Raw genomic sequence first — 16543 nt, 5'->3', positions numbered from 1 at the left:
TCTGTCTAATGCCTCAAAATCGTTGAGTTCTATGTCAAAACTAATATGTTCGCTGTTGTTCAGCCTCAGCGTGTTGAGTTCGCCTGCGTGGTCGGCCCCCGCCGGTGATATTCGCCAGACCGGCTTTGTCTATTGCGTCAGCGGCACGCTGACCACCTTCAATCCTCAAATGGTCAGCAGCGGGTTAACCGTCGATACCCTGGCGGCACAACTGTACGATCGCCTGCTGGATGTCGATCCCTACACCTACCGTCTGAAGCCCGATCTGGCCGCCAGTTGGGAAGTGCGTGACAATGGCGCGACCTATCGTTTTCACCTGCGCAGCGGCGTGCAGTTCCAGCAGACTAATCAGTTCAAACCGACACGCGCTCTGAACGCAGATGATGTGGTGTTCAGCTTCGCCCGGATGTTCGATCGCCATCATCCGTGGCATAACGTCAACGGCGGAAACTATCCCTACTTCGATAGCCTGCAGTTTGCCGATTCAGTGCAGAGCGTGAAAAAGCTGGATAACAACACGGTTGAATTCCGGCTGAACAGCCCGGATGCCTCCTTCCTCTGGCATATGGCGACCCACTATGCGCCGGTGCTGTCTAAAGAGTATGCCGATCAGTTGACGGCTCAGGGCCGCCAGGAAGAGATGGATCGCCAGCCGGTGGGCACCGGCCCTTACCAGCTGAGTGAATATCGCACCGGCCAGTACATCCGCCTGGCGCGTAATCCGCATTACTGGAAAGGCGTGCCGCGTCTGCAGCAGGCGGTGATCGATTTAGGCGCCGGCGGCACCGGCCGTTTGTCGAAACTGCTGACCGGCGAGTGCGACGTGCTGGCTTATCCGGCTGCCAGTCAGCTCAGTATCTTGCGCGATGATCCGCGCCTGCGAATGACGCTGCGACCCGGGATGAATATCGCCTATCTGGCGTTTAATACCCGCAAGCCGCCGCTTGATCGTCCTGAAGTCCGGCATGCACTGGCGCTGGCGATCAATAATGAGCGGCTGATGGAGTCGATCTACTACGGCACGGCCGAAACTGCGGCCTCGATATTACCGCGCGCCTCGTGGGCTTATGACAGTGACGCGCGGGTGACCGAATACGATCCTGAAAAGTCTCGCGCTGCGCTGGAAGCGCTGGGCCTGACCGACCTGCATCTGCGGCTGGTCGTGCCGTCGGCCTCGCAGTCGTGGAATCCCAGCCCGCTTAAAACCGCGGAATTATTGCAGGCCGATCTGGCCCAGGTGGGCGTCCGCCTGACCATTGTGCCGGTCGAAGGACGTTTTCAGGAGGCGCAGCTGATGTCGATGAATCACGACCTGACCCTGGCGGGCTGGGCGACCGACAGCAACGATCCGGACAGCTTCTTTCGTCCGCTGCTCAGCTGCGCGGCGATCCGTTCCCAGACCAACTATGCGCATTGGTGCTCGCCGGCCTTTGATGAAACATTGCAGAATGCTCTGCTGACACAGCAGCTGTCGGGGCGCATCGACAGTTACGACAAAGCGCAGCAGATTCTGGCTCAGGAGCTGCCGGTATTGCCGCTGGCGTCGTCGCTGCGTCTGCAGGCGTTTCGCCATGACATTAAAGGCCTGGTGCTGAGTCCGTTTGGCAACGCCTCGTTTGCCGGGGTTTATCGTGAAGAGGGTGAGGAAAAGTAAGTGATCATCTATATTTTGCGCCGCCTGCTGCTGCTGCTGATTACGCTGTTTTTGCTGTCGCTGGTCAGCTTCAGCCTCAGCTATTTCACCCCAAACGCGCCGCTGGAAGGTGCTGCCCTGTCTGACGCCTGGTGGTTCTGGTTTAAAGGGATGCTGCAGTTTGATTTTGGCGTCTCCAGCACCAACGGACAGGAAATTGGCCTGCAGCTGCGCGAAGTTTTTCCCGCCACCATGGAGCTGTGCATTCTGGCGTTTGTGTTTGCCCTGCTGGTGGGTATTCCGCTCGGCATCTGCGCCGGGGTGATGCGCAACAAATGGCAGGATAAGACCATCAGTGCGCTGGCGCTGCTCGGCTTTTCAGCGCCGATTTTCTGGCTGGCCCTGCTGCTCACGCTGTTTTTCTCGCTGACGCTCGGCTGGCTACCGGTGTCGGGGCGGCACGATCTGCTCTATCCGGTACAGAACGTATCAGGCTTTGCGCTGATTGACGCCTGGCTCAGCCGCTCACCGTGGCGGCACGAGATGATTATCAGCGCCCTGACTCACCTGATTTTGCCGGTGCTGGTACTGGCGATGGCACCCACCACCGAAGTGATCCGCCTGCTGCGCAACAGCACCAGCGAGGTGATGGAAAAAAATTATGTTAAAGCCGCCGCGACCCGCGGACTGTCACAGCTGACGGTGATCCGACGTCACGTGCTGCACAACGCCTTACCGCCGGTGATCCCGCGTCTTGGCCTGCAATTTTCAACCATGCTGACACTGGCGATGATCACTGAAATGGTCTTCAACTGGCCCGGCCTTGGCCGCTGGTTGATCAATGCGATTCGCCAGCAGGATTATGCGGCGATCTCAGCCGGCGTGATGGTGATTGGCGGGCTGGTGATTCTGGTCAACGTCATCTCCGACGTGATTGGCGCAGCGATGAATCCGTTGAAACATAAGGAATGGTATGCCCTCCGATAATATCTACGCCGAGAAACGCCTGCCGAGCGCCTTTCGTCAGAGCTGGCACCATTTTTATGGCGATACCCCGGCGATGGTCGGTCTGTACGGCTTCGGCGCGTTGCTGCTGCTGTGCATTTTTGGCGGGCTGATGGCGCCTTACGGCATTGATCAGCAGTTCCTCGGCTATCAGCTACTGCCGCCGTCGTGGTCTCGCTATGGCGATGTTTCTTTCTTCCTCGGCACCGACGATTTGGGCCGCGATGTGCTGAGCCGCCTGTTGAGCGGTGCTGGCCCGACGGTCGGTTCGGCGATCCTGGTGACGCTGTTTGCCACATTCTGGGCGCTGGTACTGGGTATTCTGGCCGGCATGACCCACGGCGTGCGATCGGCGGTGATGAACCACGTGCTGGATACGCTGCTCTCGATTCCGTCACTGCTGCTGGCAATCATCGTGGTGGCGTTTCTCGGGCCACGGCTGGAACACGCGCTGCTGGCGGTCTGGCTGGCACTGATGCCGCGACTGGTGCGCGAAATTTACAGCGCGGTGCATGATGAGCTGGAAAAAGAGTATGTAGTCGCGGCGCGGCTGGACGGTGCCAGCAGCCGCAATATCCTGCGCTACGCCATCCTGCCCAACGTTCTGCCATTATTAATCAGTGAGATTACCCGCGCTCTGTCAATGGCGATTCTGGACATTGCCGCGCTGGGCTTTCTCGACCTGGGCGCACAGCTGCCCTCGCCGGAATGGGGTGCAATGCTGGGTGATTCGCTTGAACTGATCTATGTCGCGCCGTGGACGGTAATGCTGCCTGGCGTGGCGCTGATGGTCAGCGTATTAATTGTTAACCTGCTCGGTGACGGCCTCCGTCGCGCCGTCGAAGCGGGAGTGGAATAGATGCCGTTACTTGATATTCGTAATCTCACCATTGAATTTATGACTGCCGACGGGCCGGTCAAAGCGGTCGATCGCGTTAATCTGACCCTGAGCGAAGGTGAAGTTCGCGGCCTGGTGGGTGAGTCAGGTTCAGGCAAAAGCCTGGTGGCAAAAGCGATTTGCGGCGTGACCAAAGATAACTGGCGCGTGACCGCCGACCGGATGGTTTTTGATGATGTCGATCTGCTGCGCCTGTCACCACGCGAGCGCCGCCGCATTATCGGCCATAACGTCTCGATGATTTTTCAGGAGCCGCAGTCCTGTCTCGATCCGTCAGAAAGTATTGGCCGTCAGCTGATGCAGGCGATCCCGCGCTGGACCTATAAAGGCCCGTGGCTGAAGCGCTTCTGGTTCTGGCGCAAAACCCGTGCCATTGAACTGCTGCATCGCGTCGGCATCAAAGATCACAAAGATATCATGCGCAGCTTTCCTTATGAGCTGACTGAAGGTGAATGCCAGAAAGTGATGATCGCCATCGCGCTGGCGAATCAGCCGCGCCTGCTGATTGCCGATGAGCCGACCAACGCCATGGAACCTACCACTCAGGCGCAGATTTTCCGTCTGCTGAGTCGTCTCAACCAGAATAACAACACCACGATTCTGCTGATCAGTCACGACCTGCGTACCATGAGCCAATGGGCCAATCGGATTAACGTGATGTACTGCGGACAGACGGTAGAGACCGCCCAGAGTGACGATCTGATGAGCACGCCGCATCACCCTTATACTCAGGCGCTGATCCGCGCCATGCCCGATTTTGGCCGCGCTCTGCCGCATAAAAGCCGGCTGAACACGCTGTCGGGCGCGATCCCGTCGCTGGAGAGTTTGCCGATCGGCTGCCGGCTGGGACCACGCTGCCCCTATGCGCAGCGCAAATGCGTCGAAACGCCACGGCTGGCGGGCGGCAAGTCGCACCTGTATGCCTGCCATTTCCCGCTGAACATGGAGAGCCAGTAAGATGGAAACCCTGCTGGAAGTGCGCAACCTGAGTAAAACCTTCCGCTATCGCACCGGACTGTTTCGTCGTCAGCACGTTGAAGCGGTGAAATCGGTCAGCTTTACCCTGCGCGAACGGCAAACGCTGGCGATTATTGGCGAAAACGGCTCCGGCAAGTCAACGCTGGCAAAAATGCTCAGCGGCATGGTCGCGCCGACCGAAGGTGAGATCCTGATTGACGATCATCCGCTTAGCTTTGGCGATTACGGCTATCGCAGTCAGCGCATCCGGATGATTTTTCAGGACCCTTCGACCTCGCTTAATCCGCGTCAGCGGGTCAGTCAGATCCTCGATTTTCCGCTGCGACTCAATACCGATCTGACGGCAGAGGCGCGCGAAAAACGCATTATAGCCACGCTGCGTCAGGTCGGGCTGTTACGCGATCACGCTGGCTATTATCCGCATATGCTGGCCCCCGGTCAGAAACAGCGCCTCGGTCTGGCGCGTGCGCTGATCCTGCAACCGAAAGTGATTGTGGCAGATGAGGCGCTGGCCTCGCTCGACATGACCATGCGCTCCCAGCTGGTTAATCTGATGCTCGAGCTGCAGGAGAAACACGGCATCGCCTACATTTATGTTACCCAGCATCTGGGCATGATGAAGCACATCAGCGATCAGGTGCTGGTGATGCATCAGGGTGAAGTGGTGGAGCGTGGCGGCACCGCCGATGTGCTGGCCTCCCCGCTGCATGATCTGACCCGACGGCTGATCAGCAGCCACTTTGGTGAGGCGTTAACCGCCGAAGCCTGGCGGCGTGAGCACTGATTATTGCTGCATATCCCGGAAATTGCGGGCTGATTTACCTGATCTCTGACAGACGTGCTAGAATCCGCACGTCGATTAACGTCGGTCGCCTACTTTTTAAACAATGCGGCCGCCAACTACAATGACCATAAGGATTACAGCTATGGGTTTTCTTTCCGGTAAGCGCATTCTGATTACTGGCGTTGCCAGTAAACTTTCCATCGCCTACGGTATTGCACAGGCGATGCACAAACAGGGCGCAGAACTGGCTTTCACCTACCAGAACGACAAATTAAAAGGTCGTGTGGAAGAGTTTGCTAAAGATTTGGGTTCAGAGATCGTTCTGCCATGTGACGTGGCCGAAGATGAGAGCATCAAATCCCTGTTCACTGAACTGGCAAAAACCTGGCCGAAATTTGACGGTTTCGTTCACTCCATCGGTTTCGCCCCTGGCGACCAGCTGGATGGTGATTACGTGAATGCCGTAACCCGCGAAGGCTTCAAAATCGCGCATGACATCAGTGCCTACAGCTTCGTTGCGATGGCCAAAGAGTGCCGTGCGATGCTGAATCCACACTCTGCGCTGCTGACCCTCTCTTACCTGGGTGCTGAGCGCGCGATCCCGAACTATAACGTGATGGGTCTGGCGAAAGCATCGCTGGAAGCTAACGTGCGTTATATGGCCAATGCGATGGGTCCGGAAGGCGTCCGTGTGAACGCCGTTTCTGCCGGTCCAATCCGTACGCTGGCGGCATCAGGCATTAAAGACTTCCGTAAGATGCTGGCACACTGCGAAGCGGTTACCCCGATTCGTCGTACCGTGACCATTGAAGATGTCGGCAACTCAGCCGCCTTCCTTTGCTCCGATCTGGCGGGCGGCATCACCGGTGAAATCGTTCACGTTGATGGCGGCTTCAGCATCGCCGCAATGAATGAACTGGAACTGAAATAAGTTCTCAAGGGCGAGTCTGACTCGCCCTCTTCTTTGCTGCCTCTCGCCCCTTCCTGCCTGATTTTCCTGTCGTTATACCGTAACGCTATTAATTATCACCGATCATTCTTTTGCCCAGGCCTGGCCTTCGGCGACGATACGTCTGCCCTTCGGTTTATGCATTTTTTCAGATTCTGCCGCCTGCATGCCGAACCAGAATTTTGCAAAAGGATTGATCATGGAACAACGCCGCTATCCGGGCCATAACCACTGGTTTTACGAGAGCCAGACCAGTCCACGTACTTCGCAGGCCGCTCCGCTAGTCCCTGAAGCCGCCGATATCGATGACCGTTTTCTGCTGGGATGTGTCAGCGATCAGCTGACGCTGCCGTCACTGTTACGTGCTAATCAGCCCGCCTTGCTGGCGGCGCGCGATCTGGCGCAGCTGCTGTTCCCTGACCGCGTCGTGACGTCGCTGACCCACACGCTGACCCTTTACGATCGCCTGAGTACCGCCCTGACCGTCGCGCAAGTGGCAGGCGTTCAGCGCCTGTGTAATCACTATTCGGCGCGCCTCAATCCCCTGCCGGGGCCAGATTCGTCTCGGGAAAGCAATAACCGTCTGACTCAGATTACCCAGTATGCCCGTCAGCTGGCGATGCAGCCTGAGCTGATTACCGCCAGTGCGATTACCGCGCTTGATGCGGTGGGGCTGACCGAGCCGGACATCGTGACGCTCAATCAGCTGATCGGCTTTGTCAGCTATCAGGCGCGGGTAGTCGCCGGACTGCAGGCGCTGCAGGCCCAGCCGGTACGCTGGCTGCCCGGCACCACGCCGCCGCCGGATGCGGATGCGGCGGGCTTTGGCAAACCAACCGTCTGGCGTCCGGCGCTGAAACCGCTGGAGTTGCGCTACGCCAGTGCCGAACAGCTGGCAGCGGTGACCCGCAGTCAGGCGCTGGCCGGCATGCAGGATGCGGTGTGGTTGCTGGCGCATGATGCCCCGGTATTGTATGGCTGGGTAATGCTGCGTCAGCAGCTGTCTGCTGGTCAGCCGCTGGCCGAAGCGACCGCTGCGCGTATCCTCGGCAGTCGCTGGGTTTTCCAGCAACTGTCAGGCGTCGACGCGTTAATAGCGGGCGTGGATGAGGCGCAAGCGCCTGAGATTCAGCGGCAAATTATCGCCCTGGCTGCCCAGCTAACTCGTGCGCCGGAGCGGTTCAGCGCCGCGCATCTGCAACCGCTGGCGGAGGCTGGCTGGTCAGCCGATGCCCTGTTTGATCTGATTCAGTCGGTGGCGATCGGTAACTGGAACAGCCGTCTCTGTTATGCGCTGGGCGAGGCGCAGTAAGCGACTTAAACCGGTAACTGGCCGCGCGCTTCGTCGAAAAAGTGCTGCGCCAGAGGGGTTGCGCGTCCCGGTTCGGCAATCACCAGCGCCGCTTCGCGCGCCATCGGCGGCAGCGTAATCGGCCGCTGCTGTAATCCCTGCAGGGAAGCAGGCAGCAAATGGCCGACCGGTGAGACCAGCAATCCCAGCCCAACCTGCGCGCACTGCATCAGCTGCATCACCGAGGCACTTTCGACAATCACCCGCGGTACCAGCGACGCTTCGCGAAACGCCATGTCGAGATAGCGGCGAAAGTAACGCGTCTGTTCGGCCAGACAGAGCGGCTGCTGCGCCAGTTCACTGAGCGTGAGCGGCTCACCAGAGATCAGATCGGGAAAATGATCGGGATGGAAGATCGCCTCAACCCCACGATCGGCCAGCATTGCCGTCTGAAAATGGAGTTCGCGCAGCGTAGCCATCTCAAAAAAGCCAATGCCTACATCCACGGTGTGGCTGTTAAGCGCTTCCAGCAGCTGGTCGGCGCTCAGCACCGCGATCCGGTAATCAAGCTGCGGATAACGCGCCTGCACCGCCTTTAGCAACAGCGGCAACGCCACGCTGCACTGTGGCACCACCCCGACTCGCAGGGTGCCATTGACCCCATGTTTCAGCGACTCCACTTCCAGCTTCAATCCCTGGTAAACCGAGACGATTTCCCGCGCCCAGGCCAGTACCCGATCGCCTTCCGGCGTAAAACCGGCAAAGTTATTGCTGCGATTAATCAGCGACAGGCCCAGTTCACGCTCCAGATTTTTCAGGCGCATCGAAAGGGTCGGCTGGGTGACAAAACTGGCTTCGGCGGCCCGGCCAAAATGGCGTTCGCGTTCGAGATTACACAGGTAAATTAATTGTTTTATGTCGATATTCTTTTACCATCAATTACTTAGGTGGCTTCATTTTGCATGAATCTATTTTTATGTACTAGTTGCTGTACTAAATAAAATTTCGCTATGTTTTTATCGCCGGGATTGGGAACATCTTATGCCTAATATAGCCACGCTTCAAACAGCTGGAAACATGTCCCATCAGATAGTCGGCCGGTAGGGCTCATATACCGCCAGCACCTCGGCCGTTACCTTCCCCAGCACAATGACACACTCTAAACCTTCTCCATCGATCGTTTCACCGTCCTGAGTAATTATGCCGCTCGGGAAAAGCTTCCCGATTTGCGGGTAATCCTCAAGCTGATACGCGACCCTGTCACCGGGCTTCGGCCGTACCGAACGGTCTACCAACACGAACCCCTCTGGCGTCTCAATGCGCATCATGTTGGCCGGGTTTGGCATCAGGATACTGTTCAGGTTAAGACGCTGTTCGATGTGGTCAGCCGCAGGTGAGGGAAATCCCATGTCAGATTCCCCCGTTCGGGTTGAACTGAGCGTAGGTCTTGGACTCACCCTCCTGCGTTGATATGTCCCTGAACGTCGACGTGTGGACCTTTATCCACTGATTAGCCTCCCGCAGGCTGAAATGCCAGTTAACCCGCTCCAGTTGATGAACGAAGTCCTGTGTGGTAACGACATAACGGCCTGATGCCTCTCGTTTGATGGCACTGAAAAATGCGTCTTTGATTTGTTAGTCCCGCGGCATGTTAAATCCTCCTCTGATAAATACTGTATGTATAAACAGTAATATCGATCGATGGATTTGATCAAGAGGGTTAATCGTATTTTTCTAAACGTGCGTAACCCAGTGCGTGAAGAGGTAATTAAATAATCTTTTGGATTTTAATCGTAAGAAGGTGTTAGTAGATGATCATTTAGATAAATGCATGTATTTTACTTATCGGCCAGCGAAGCCGGACCGCACGTAACCAATATTGGGGTGAATGATATGAAGCCGAATCATGCTTCAGCCGGATGTAACGGCTTTTCTGTTCTTTTTCGCACAGCAAGGGCGGCAGGGTGGATTGTAGCTCTGCTTCTGACAGTTTTTGTTTGCCATGAGATCGCTCAAAACATCAATGAGCAACAGAAATGGCATAATTACGTGATAGATAACAATTGCTACATTTCATCTAACGGTGAGAAAACTAAGGCTTTTGATGAGCGCGGGGGACGTCTTGCGACAAAGCCTGCCCCTAAGGTGTGGTCCTGCGATAATGGACTAAATTTTACGCGATATTAATGGAGTAAAGGTGAAAAGAACTATTGCGGCATTTCTTGCCTCTGCGGCTATGGCGCTGTCTCTATCAGCGCACGCGCTTGACTACGAGGAAACAATTTTAGGTAAGACGACCACTATTAAAGCATCGAACTATGGCGAGTTGTCTGAAGCCATTAGCGAAGCTAACAAAAATGGTGGCACGATCATCCTGGCTCCAGACGTTCCGCGTGGCGAGATGCCGGTCAAGCCTAACGACAATACCCGCATTGTTGACCAGCGTTACAATGGCGGTATCGACATTGTTCGCGGCAACCATCCTCGCCTTGAGGGGCAATGGCCTCAATACAGCAATCTGGGTGTTGGTCTCGGCAAGAACTTCGTAATTTCTGACGTGGTACCTTACGACGCAAAAGTCGAGTCGTGGAAAGGTGAGCCCATGCAGGCTAATGCGGACAACCCTAACCGGGCGCAGGACTCACACGAATACTCTAACTCCCACAACCATTACCAGAACTTCCTGAGTGAAGTATGGACGTTTTCTCCAACGGTAAACGGCGTATCTATCTGGGGCGACAGCGGAGCGTTTTACCCGGGTGCCAAAACGTGGGGCGGATTCCTGTCAGCTCGTTCATGGCCGGTTCATTGGGAAAAATATGTCCCTGAGGGCACACCTTCGTTTGAAGACAAAGATTTTGACGCCCAGCTTGTTGGACTGGAAATCGACGTGCTGAATGGTGGCCTGCCTAACGGTCAGGTATCAGAAAAAATAGGTCGTCCTCTTTCGAAGTCTGGCATGCAGATTGTCGGCTTCGGCAACACGAACACCGCGGCTATTGAGTTACGTTCTGAAGATTCTGATGACATGTCGAAAAAGCCTGGTGAGCGTAAAGGCACCTGGCATTACGGCATCATTGCATATAATTCGCTTAACCCCGACTCAACCCTGATTTACTCGGCTACTCCGGCAGGCAAAACAGGTATCGATTTCGAGCAGACCCACTATTCCGACAGTGCGATCAAGATTAACTCAGAAGGTCCTAAAACTGGCATCAGCTTTACGCACTATGACGGTGGACAGATTTACTCTAAAGGCCGCGAGCTGTTTATTCAGCCTGGGCAGGAAGGCCTGACCATCGCAGCGCCTAATGGTGAGCCTGTTTGGCGGTTTGGGGTAGGTGGAAGCGTATGGTTCAAAGGCTTCAACCTTATGAAGGTGGGGATTCCAGTAGGAGCAATCCTGCTTATCATCTTTATCTTTATGTTGATTCAGATCATCTCTCTGCGTAAGCAGGTCGCTGAGATTAAGCGTATCGTTAAGCGCTAAAAACATGAAGGGGGCTTTCGCCCCCTTTTTTTACTTTTGGTCTAATGCGTCAAGTCGCTCGGACAACTCACTTATAGCTTTCACAACCGGAGCAATGAACTGCTCATATCGCAATCCTAGAGTGCCATCTTCGCCTTCGACATATCCTCCAAAGTCCTTCACGCCAAGCTTATCCAGTAATGCCTTCACCTCCTGAGAAATAAAGCCAAAATGTGTGCGCTTGCCAGCAACCGACGTAATTTTTTGCGTCATCTTTGGAACCTTTACTATTTCCATGCGGGGCTGACTGATGGTTTCCAGGTAATTGCCACTTTCATCCACGACGTCTATTGAATCAAATACAGGACGCTCAACCTGCTTAGTGACATATGAACGAACGTATTTTTTTACGCCATCAATTTCCACTAGCTCTTGGACCATTTCCGTAGAATCGGTAATTTCTGTAACCTGCCGCTCGACTTCCTCGTAACCGTCTTCAACCTCTTCAACAATGTTACCGCCACTGATAAACCGGTATGACACTGGTCGCAGCCCTTTAATGAATTCGAGCCCCAACTCTGAATCAACCACATTAGTTTTCAGGTTACCGTCAGACGTTTGAATTGCTCCATTCGCCGCCCAAACCTGAGATGCCCTCGCTCCAGATGCACCAATGGTGTAGGCATTATCGACATTGAAAACAATTGCCGCGTTTGGCCGTATGACGCTGTTGAACTGGATAAATCCTGAACCTTTAGCAGCCATCACTGTGTTGATATTAGTGTCTGGACCTACAGCTGATAGAGAGGCTGGGTTGCCAGCTGTGCCGCCATCAAATCTAAATCGGTTAACATCTCCGGTGGAAAAATTTCGGTATCCAAACTCTGCTGCGGATCTTCCGTAGCCACCTCCAACAGTGGTTACACCATTCGTACCGTCAACGGTGATTTGCCTGCGAGCGGTTCCGTCAGAGTCATAACCACTGCCAATATAAAGGGGATATTGATCTGTGCTACCTGAGGCTGCATGGAGATGATAGAAACCGCGAGCAGAGGCAATGATGGATACATTTTCCTCAAACCCAGCACCAGACAAGCGATGGACGCGTAAGGCTGAGACAAGATTATCAACGCTACCCCACCAGTAATAATCAACGTTGCTCGCGGTGCCAGCTGAAGCTGATAGCGTTGCTGACCAGGAGTCTGTATAAGCGGCTTGCGTGGTTGTTACGCCATTAACAACGAAAGTGGTTACGATGTTGTTGAGTGGAATAAATGGGTCTCCGGATATTCTTGTGATGGCAGTACCGCTGACATTGCACTTACCGCGCCCCCAGATATAACAACAGATATAAGTCATTGTTGCCGATGAAGAGAAGCTGACAGCGGTGCCGTTCAGGTTCGTTACGGTAAATGTATTATTCCCCACACTTGCTACGGTATAGCCAGCATCCTTTAGCCAGACTGTTTTACCTACTTCAGCTGAAGTTAGGCCCGCACCGCCGATAATAGTTACCTGATTAGTGCCTGCAACAGTCGTGCATTTACCTGCTCGAGAAGACGGTTGAATAGCCAATTCTACCGGGCTGGGGTACTTGCTAGGCTGCATAGTCAGCCAGCTTGAATACCCATCAATGAATGGAACAATTCCATCAGTGCCATGGATTGGATCCGCCCCACCAATCTGGAACCCCGTCACGTTACCGGCGTTACCACCGTACCTGAACATGGTGCCATATTGAGGATTGCCATCTCCGCCACGCACACCATTACTGGCAACGCTCACCGAACCAGTTGAACCATCATAGCGGTGGATTACAGCACGTCGCAGATAGCCGGAGCCGGAAAAGGTCACAGGCTCTTCGAAGATGAAGTGGCGACCGTAACAATCCACATCTGTACTAAGCAAATAATTTCCTGCTGGAACAAGAATTTGCCTACCCTTTGGAACCAATGTATTTGCAGCATTAAACGCAGCCGCCGCATTGGTTGTGCCGTTATAGGTATCACCTAGAAAATCAAGAATGCTTGAGAATTGCGCATTAAAATTATGCTGTGTTCTAGCAACGGACCCTGCATAAGGCTGCTTGACAGTAATTAGTGCGTCACCTTCGTTTATCCCCTCTCCTGCCAGTGCGCCAATACCAACAGCAATCCATTTACCAGAACCAATTCCCCCCGCTGAAGATGGAGTAGAGTTAGCAGGAACATCCTTCGGGAACGCCCCATCCCAGCGATAATATTCACCGTCAGTCGTATCTTTAAGAATCTGATTAGGTAGTGTTAGATTTGCACCAGCTTGGAATGAGCCGGCTGGCACCCAACCGTAAGCTGAAATTGCTTGCTGGGCCCACATTTTGAGACCCTCTATGGTGTAGTGGCTTACACCAAAGCGGTCTATATATTGTTGCTCAAGCGAAGTGACAAATTCATCAATTTTCCCAGCGTTGAATTTAAGGTCGCGCGGGGACTCACTTGGAACAGGGTTGTTTGTTGGCTGGGTTGTCATATTTTTTCCATAAAAAAAGCCAGCTCAATGGCTGGCCTGGTGTTGGATTGATATCTGTCAGGTGTAAATCAGATCGCTATATTCCGCGAGGGTTAATGCGGTAGTGCCATCGCTATTAGGCTGCTTCTCGCTGATGATCCACTGCGTCGCATTGAGCTCTTCAGTTGTGGCGATGACGTATCTTGATGGAGACTGAACGTCATAGCCGTCGAAGATGTTGAGGTCCATGTCAGGAACAGCAGCCGTAAAGCCAAAAGCAGTGTTGGCGATGGGTGAGGCTGCATATCTCGCGGAGGTATTGCCCAGCGAATCAGTAATGACGACAAACATCGAGCCAGAGAAGTTGATGCGCTCGCTGGTTTCAAACGTATTGCCATTGCGGGAAACAATGTAACCGGCCTGCTGGTTAGTGTCATAAGTGTCCGGCACCTGAACCATATCGCCTACGTTCACCCATTCTCCATCTGCCAGCGCGGTAATTGCCATGCTCATACGCGAATAAAGCAACCGGCGGCATTCCTTCTGAGCGCGATAGTCAGCCTGGAAAGCGTCCCGGATATACATCATTTCGAACTTTTTTGCCTTGTTCGGCGTACCGAGCTCAATTTGGTTGTTTCTAATCCGGTAGCGAACAAATGCCTGTTTATTGGTGGTCGGGTTTCGATACTGAACTTCAACGCCGTCATACCCGCCCGGTAGTGTCATGTCATAGCTTAATGAATAACCGGAGTCGACAGTGTTAGACCTGTTGAAAACCGTTGCTGGAGTGCTGCGCTTACTGTCCAGGGTGAAAGACAGGACACTGTCGTCCCAATAAACACTTACACCGGCAGCATCACAAATAGTCTCCATACGCTGGCCCAGCGAAACATCTTCGTCATCAAACGTGTAATCGAAACACGACAGTCTGGAGTCGCGAGCGTCTAGCTCCGATTGAATCTGATAGAGTCCGTAAATATCAATCGAGCTTTCTGACTGCCCGCCTACAATCAGCCAGTTGTGCAAGGCAATGTCTGCGAACTTACGCGATGCCCGGATTATGTAATCAACCTTTTGCGTTGTCAGGTTGTAACTGATGACATGGCGGTTTATCAGAGCGTTGTATTTCCGATCCCGTGAACTTGTGGCGTTCTCCGTCTGACGCACTGTTACACGGACCAATGTGTCGTTCGGATAGACCACGTTAGTTCTTATGTTCACTCCGTGAATGGCTTCTACCTTTAGCTTACTGTTATCTCCGCTATTGTCTGTTCTCTGGAAGCTAACAGCGTACCTGCCATAACCACCAGTGGGTGTCAGTTTGTCCGTGCGGTAAAAAGTATCAGATGTTGATTGGTGAGGCGTGGTCTGCCTGTATGTGAAGGTTTGTGTCGTGCCGGGGATCTGAACGTTTTCACTATCAACTTTCCAGATAGTCACCTGCCAGTTAGTTTCACTTTTTCCACCAAGCCCTGACTGCGTATGCAGCCAAAGTTCCGTCGACTCAACCGGTGAGAAAAAAGGACCAATCACTAACGCCTGATTGTCATTGAGAATGAACTTCGTAGTATTAATGGTGGCGTTGCTGATGTACGAAGCATTGGAACCCTCAATGCTATCCATTACGAAGTTGTAGTAATAAACGGGTGCTGTAACGGATCCATTGGATGTTTGAATGGCAGAAATCAGATTGCCAGATAATGTAAAGTCCTCTGTGACATTGCCGCTGGCCGTAGGGTATGTAACATTGATGACGAACGACACAGCATGGGGCAATGTTAGGCCCATGAAGTAATCAAAACTGGCCTGTTTGACGATCTTCATTAGAATCTGGCCGCCGGAGTAGCTTCCGCTTATCACAGTGCTAGCAGTGGCGCTCTCAATGGGGAACTCACCAGATTCGTTCTTGCCAGGCACCTCCTGACCGTCTACATCATCGAATTGATAACCCTCATTTATCGTGCCGATCACATCACCCGGGTTATATACGGTGAACGACGCGCCAGCCATCGACCCCAGATTGCTTTCCGAATACCTGACTGAGCTGACAGTGTATTTTCCAATACCAAAGTTCATGAATTCAGTAAGATATTTTAGGTTGCCTGAATACTCGAAAAGAGACTCCTGAATCAGGTCAGGAAATGCCCTGATAAGACCATAATTATCGGGTTTTGCCTCCCCATTTCGGGCAAGGTTAGACTGCCCCTTCAGGCTGTTATTCGATGACGTCTTGCTTTGCCCGATATTGCCTGTCCCAGGCTGCTTGATGAGCCCGCTCATGATTTTCTGAGTAAACTTTATCGGGTTGAAGTGCTCAAGCGGATTGAGGAGGGTTTTGGCAAGGTCGCCTGATTTAGGCTGGTCGAAGATGATAACGCGGTCTTCTTCTTGCAGGCTGAAGCCGATATCGTCATCGTCCCGCAGTTCCTGACCGTTAACGCTGATGCGTAGTTCGTTATGAAGATTCTGGCCTGCCAGCCACTCATTGAACGGCACACCCGCGGGGGCTTTAACTCTCTCTTTGGGCAGCCCCGGAACACGCTGAATCTGGACAATTGGCATACTGGTAGAACTCCACGCGCGTGAATATTTTTTGTATTGTTCGGATGCTGTCTGATCGCACATGCCCGCTCTCTCCGCGACTGTGCAAAGCCCGGCCGTCAAGAGTAAGTCCGACGTGAACAGGCTGGCTGCCGTACCAGGCAATAAAGATTCCGCTGTCACTGAAGATATCCGTTTGCCGCCAGTAAACGACCTCGCCTGTAAAGCACGTCAGAAAGTCGGCGCCAGATTCGTAGTCAGGCTGGTGGTGAATCTCTTCGCCCAGCACATGACGGTAGTAGAGAACTACCAGCGCCCAGCAATCCATAGACTCAAAGGTGCATGCCCTGTCACGCCATGGCACACCAGTCACCTTCTCAATGAACTCAGATTTAAGCATTCTGTAACCCCGGGAATTCCTCTGGCGTGTACAGCCGGCCAACGTTGTTATTAAGCGGATTTTTAAGCGTCAACGTAACGGTCACATCGTTCTGATCCATGCTTACGT

13 protein-coding genes are annotated in these 16543 nt (G+C 53.6%); 8 read left to right on the top strand and 5 right to left on the bottom strand.

Going from position 1 to position 16543, the window contains the following annotated elements; translation table 11 throughout:
• The first annotated feature begins 31 nt into the window (after window positions 1-31).
• The 7 genes from sapA (at window position 32) to AABB92_RS04745 (ending at window position 7559) form a co-directional block, all read left to right on the top strand.
• The gene (gene sapA / locus AABB92_RS04775; RefSeq protein WP_046288296.1) at window positions 32-1654 is read left to right on the top strand and encodes an ABC transporter substrate-binding protein SapA; all 1623 of its coding nucleotides are present in this window, start codon (window positions 32-34) and stop codon (window positions 1652-1654) included.
• Entirely contained in the window at window positions 1655-2620 is a 966-nt protein-coding gene (gene sapB, locus AABB92_RS04770) for a putrescine export ABC transporter permease SapB (RefSeq protein ID WP_031377772.1), read from the top strand.
• The gene (gene sapC / locus AABB92_RS04765) at window positions 2607-3497 is read left to right on the top strand and encodes a putrescine export ABC transporter permease SapC (RefSeq protein WP_031377773.1); all 891 of its coding nucleotides are present in this window, start codon (window positions 2607-2609) and stop codon (window positions 3495-3497) included. Before sapB ends, sapC begins: the two co-directional genes overlap by 14 nt.
• Window positions 3498-4493: a putrescine export ABC transporter ATP-binding protein SapD gene (gene sapD, locus AABB92_RS04760; protein WP_031377774.1), complete on the top strand. Its 996-nt coding sequence runs from the start codon at window positions 3498-3500 to the stop codon at window positions 4491-4493.
• Window position 4494: 1 nt separating this feature from the next.
• Window positions 4495-5298 (top strand): putrescine export ABC transporter ATP-binding protein SapF, encoded by an 804-nt coding sequence (gene sapF / locus AABB92_RS04755; protein ID WP_031377775.1) that lies wholly within the window; start codon window positions 4495-4497, stop codon window positions 5296-5298.
• 142 nt (window positions 5299-5440) lie between these two features.
• Window positions 5441-6229, top strand: coding sequence for an enoyl-ACP reductase FabI (gene fabI, locus AABB92_RS04750; protein ID WP_031377776.1), 789 nt, complete (start codon window positions 5441-5443; stop codon window positions 6227-6229).
• 217 nt (window positions 6230-6446) lie between these two features.
• Entirely contained in the window at window positions 6447-7559 is a 1113-nt protein-coding gene (locus AABB92_RS04745) for a CMD domain-containing protein (RefSeq protein WP_046288295.1), read from the top strand.
• A 5-nt stretch (window positions 7560-7564) separates the two neighbouring features.
• Here AABB92_RS04745 and AABB92_RS04740 read toward each other — a convergent pair whose 3' ends face one another.
• A complete protein-coding gene (locus tag AABB92_RS04740; protein WP_046288294.1) occupies window positions 7565-8461 on the bottom strand; it encodes a LysR family transcriptional regulator in 897 nt (298 codons plus the stop codon).
• A gap of 162 nt (window positions 8462-8623) precedes the next feature.
• Window positions 8624-8947: a LexA family protein gene (locus tag AABB92_RS04735; RefSeq protein ID WP_031374508.1), complete on the bottom strand. Its 324-nt coding sequence runs from the start codon at window positions 8945-8947 to the stop codon at window positions 8624-8626.
• A gap of 788 nt (window positions 8948-9735) precedes the next feature.
• Here AABB92_RS04735 and AABB92_RS04725 point away from each other — a divergent pair.
• Complete coding sequence (locus tag AABB92_RS04725) at window positions 9736-11028, top strand: hypothetical protein (RefSeq protein WP_031374509.1); 1293 nt, start codon at window positions 9736-9738, stop codon at window positions 11026-11028.
• 30 nt (window positions 11029-11058) lie between these two features.
• Here the strand turns inward: AABB92_RS04725 and AABB92_RS04720 are convergent, their stop codons facing one another.
• The 3 genes from AABB92_RS04720 to AABB92_RS04710 are packed head-to-tail and all read right to left on the bottom strand — an operon-like array spanning window position 11059 to window position 16435.
• Window positions 11059-13515 (bottom strand): tail fiber/spike domain-containing protein, encoded by a 2457-nt coding sequence (locus tag AABB92_RS04720; RefSeq protein WP_031374510.1) that lies wholly within the window; start codon window positions 13513-13515, stop codon window positions 11059-11061.
• 57 nt (window positions 13516-13572) lie between these two features.
• On the bottom strand, window positions 13573-16056 hold the full coding sequence (locus AABB92_RS04715; RefSeq protein ID WP_031374511.1) for a host specificity factor TipJ family phage tail protein: 2484 nt from the start codon (window positions 16054-16056) through the stop codon (window positions 13573-13575).
• Entirely contained in the window at window positions 16004-16435 is a 432-nt protein-coding gene (locus AABB92_RS04710) for a hypothetical protein (RefSeq protein WP_031374512.1), read from the bottom strand. The genes AABB92_RS04715 and AABB92_RS04710 overlap by 53 nt, the downstream gene beginning before the upstream one ends.
• Window positions 16436-16543 lie beyond the last annotated feature (108 nt).

This window comes from Pantoea brenneri, assembly GCF_038594305.1.
Taxonomy (GTDB): Bacteria; Pseudomonadota; Gammaproteobacteria; order Enterobacterales; family Enterobacteriaceae; genus Pantoea; species Pantoea brenneri.
The sequence above is the reverse complement of the archived record's forward strand: the minus strand, read 5'-3'. Positions and strand labels throughout refer to the sequence as shown.

Bases quoted from the DNA above. Each gene is read 5' to 3' on its own strand.
- AABB92_RS04745 (WP_046288295.1), top strand. From the start codon at position 6,447: ATGGAACAACGCCGCTATCCGGGCCATAACCACTGGTTTTACGAGAGC.
- sapF (WP_031377775.1), top strand. From the start codon at position 4,495: ATGGAAACCCTGCTGGAAGTGCGCAACCTGAGTAAAACCTTCCGCTAT.
- sapD (WP_031377774.1), top strand. From the start codon at position 3,498: ATGCCGTTACTTGATATTCGTAATCTCACCATTGAATTTATGACTGCC.
- AABB92_RS04720 (WP_031374510.1), bottom strand. From the start codon at position 13,515: ATGACAACCCAGCCAACAAACAACCCTGTTCCAAGTGAGTCCCCGCGC.
- AABB92_RS04715 (WP_031374511.1), bottom strand. From the start codon at position 16,056: ATGCCAATTGTCCAGATTCAGCGTGTTCCGGGGCTGCCCAAAGAGAGA.
- sapA (WP_046288296.1), top strand. From the start codon at position 32: ATGTCAAAACTAATATGTTCGCTGTTGTTCAGCCTCAGCGTGTTGAGT.
- fabI (WP_031377776.1), top strand. From the start codon at position 5,441: ATGGGTTTTCTTTCCGGTAAGCGCATTCTGATTACTGGCGTTGCCAGT.
- AABB92_RS04735 (WP_031374508.1), bottom strand. From the start codon at position 8,947: ATGGGATTTCCCTCACCTGCGGCTGACCACATCGAACAGCGTCTTAAC.
- sapC (WP_031377773.1), top strand. From the start codon at position 2,607: ATGCCCTCCGATAATATCTACGCCGAGAAACGCCTGCCGAGCGCCTTT.
- AABB92_RS04710 (WP_031374512.1), bottom strand. From the start codon at position 16,435: ATGCTTAAATCTGAGTTCATTGAGAAGGTGACTGGTGTGCCATGGCGT.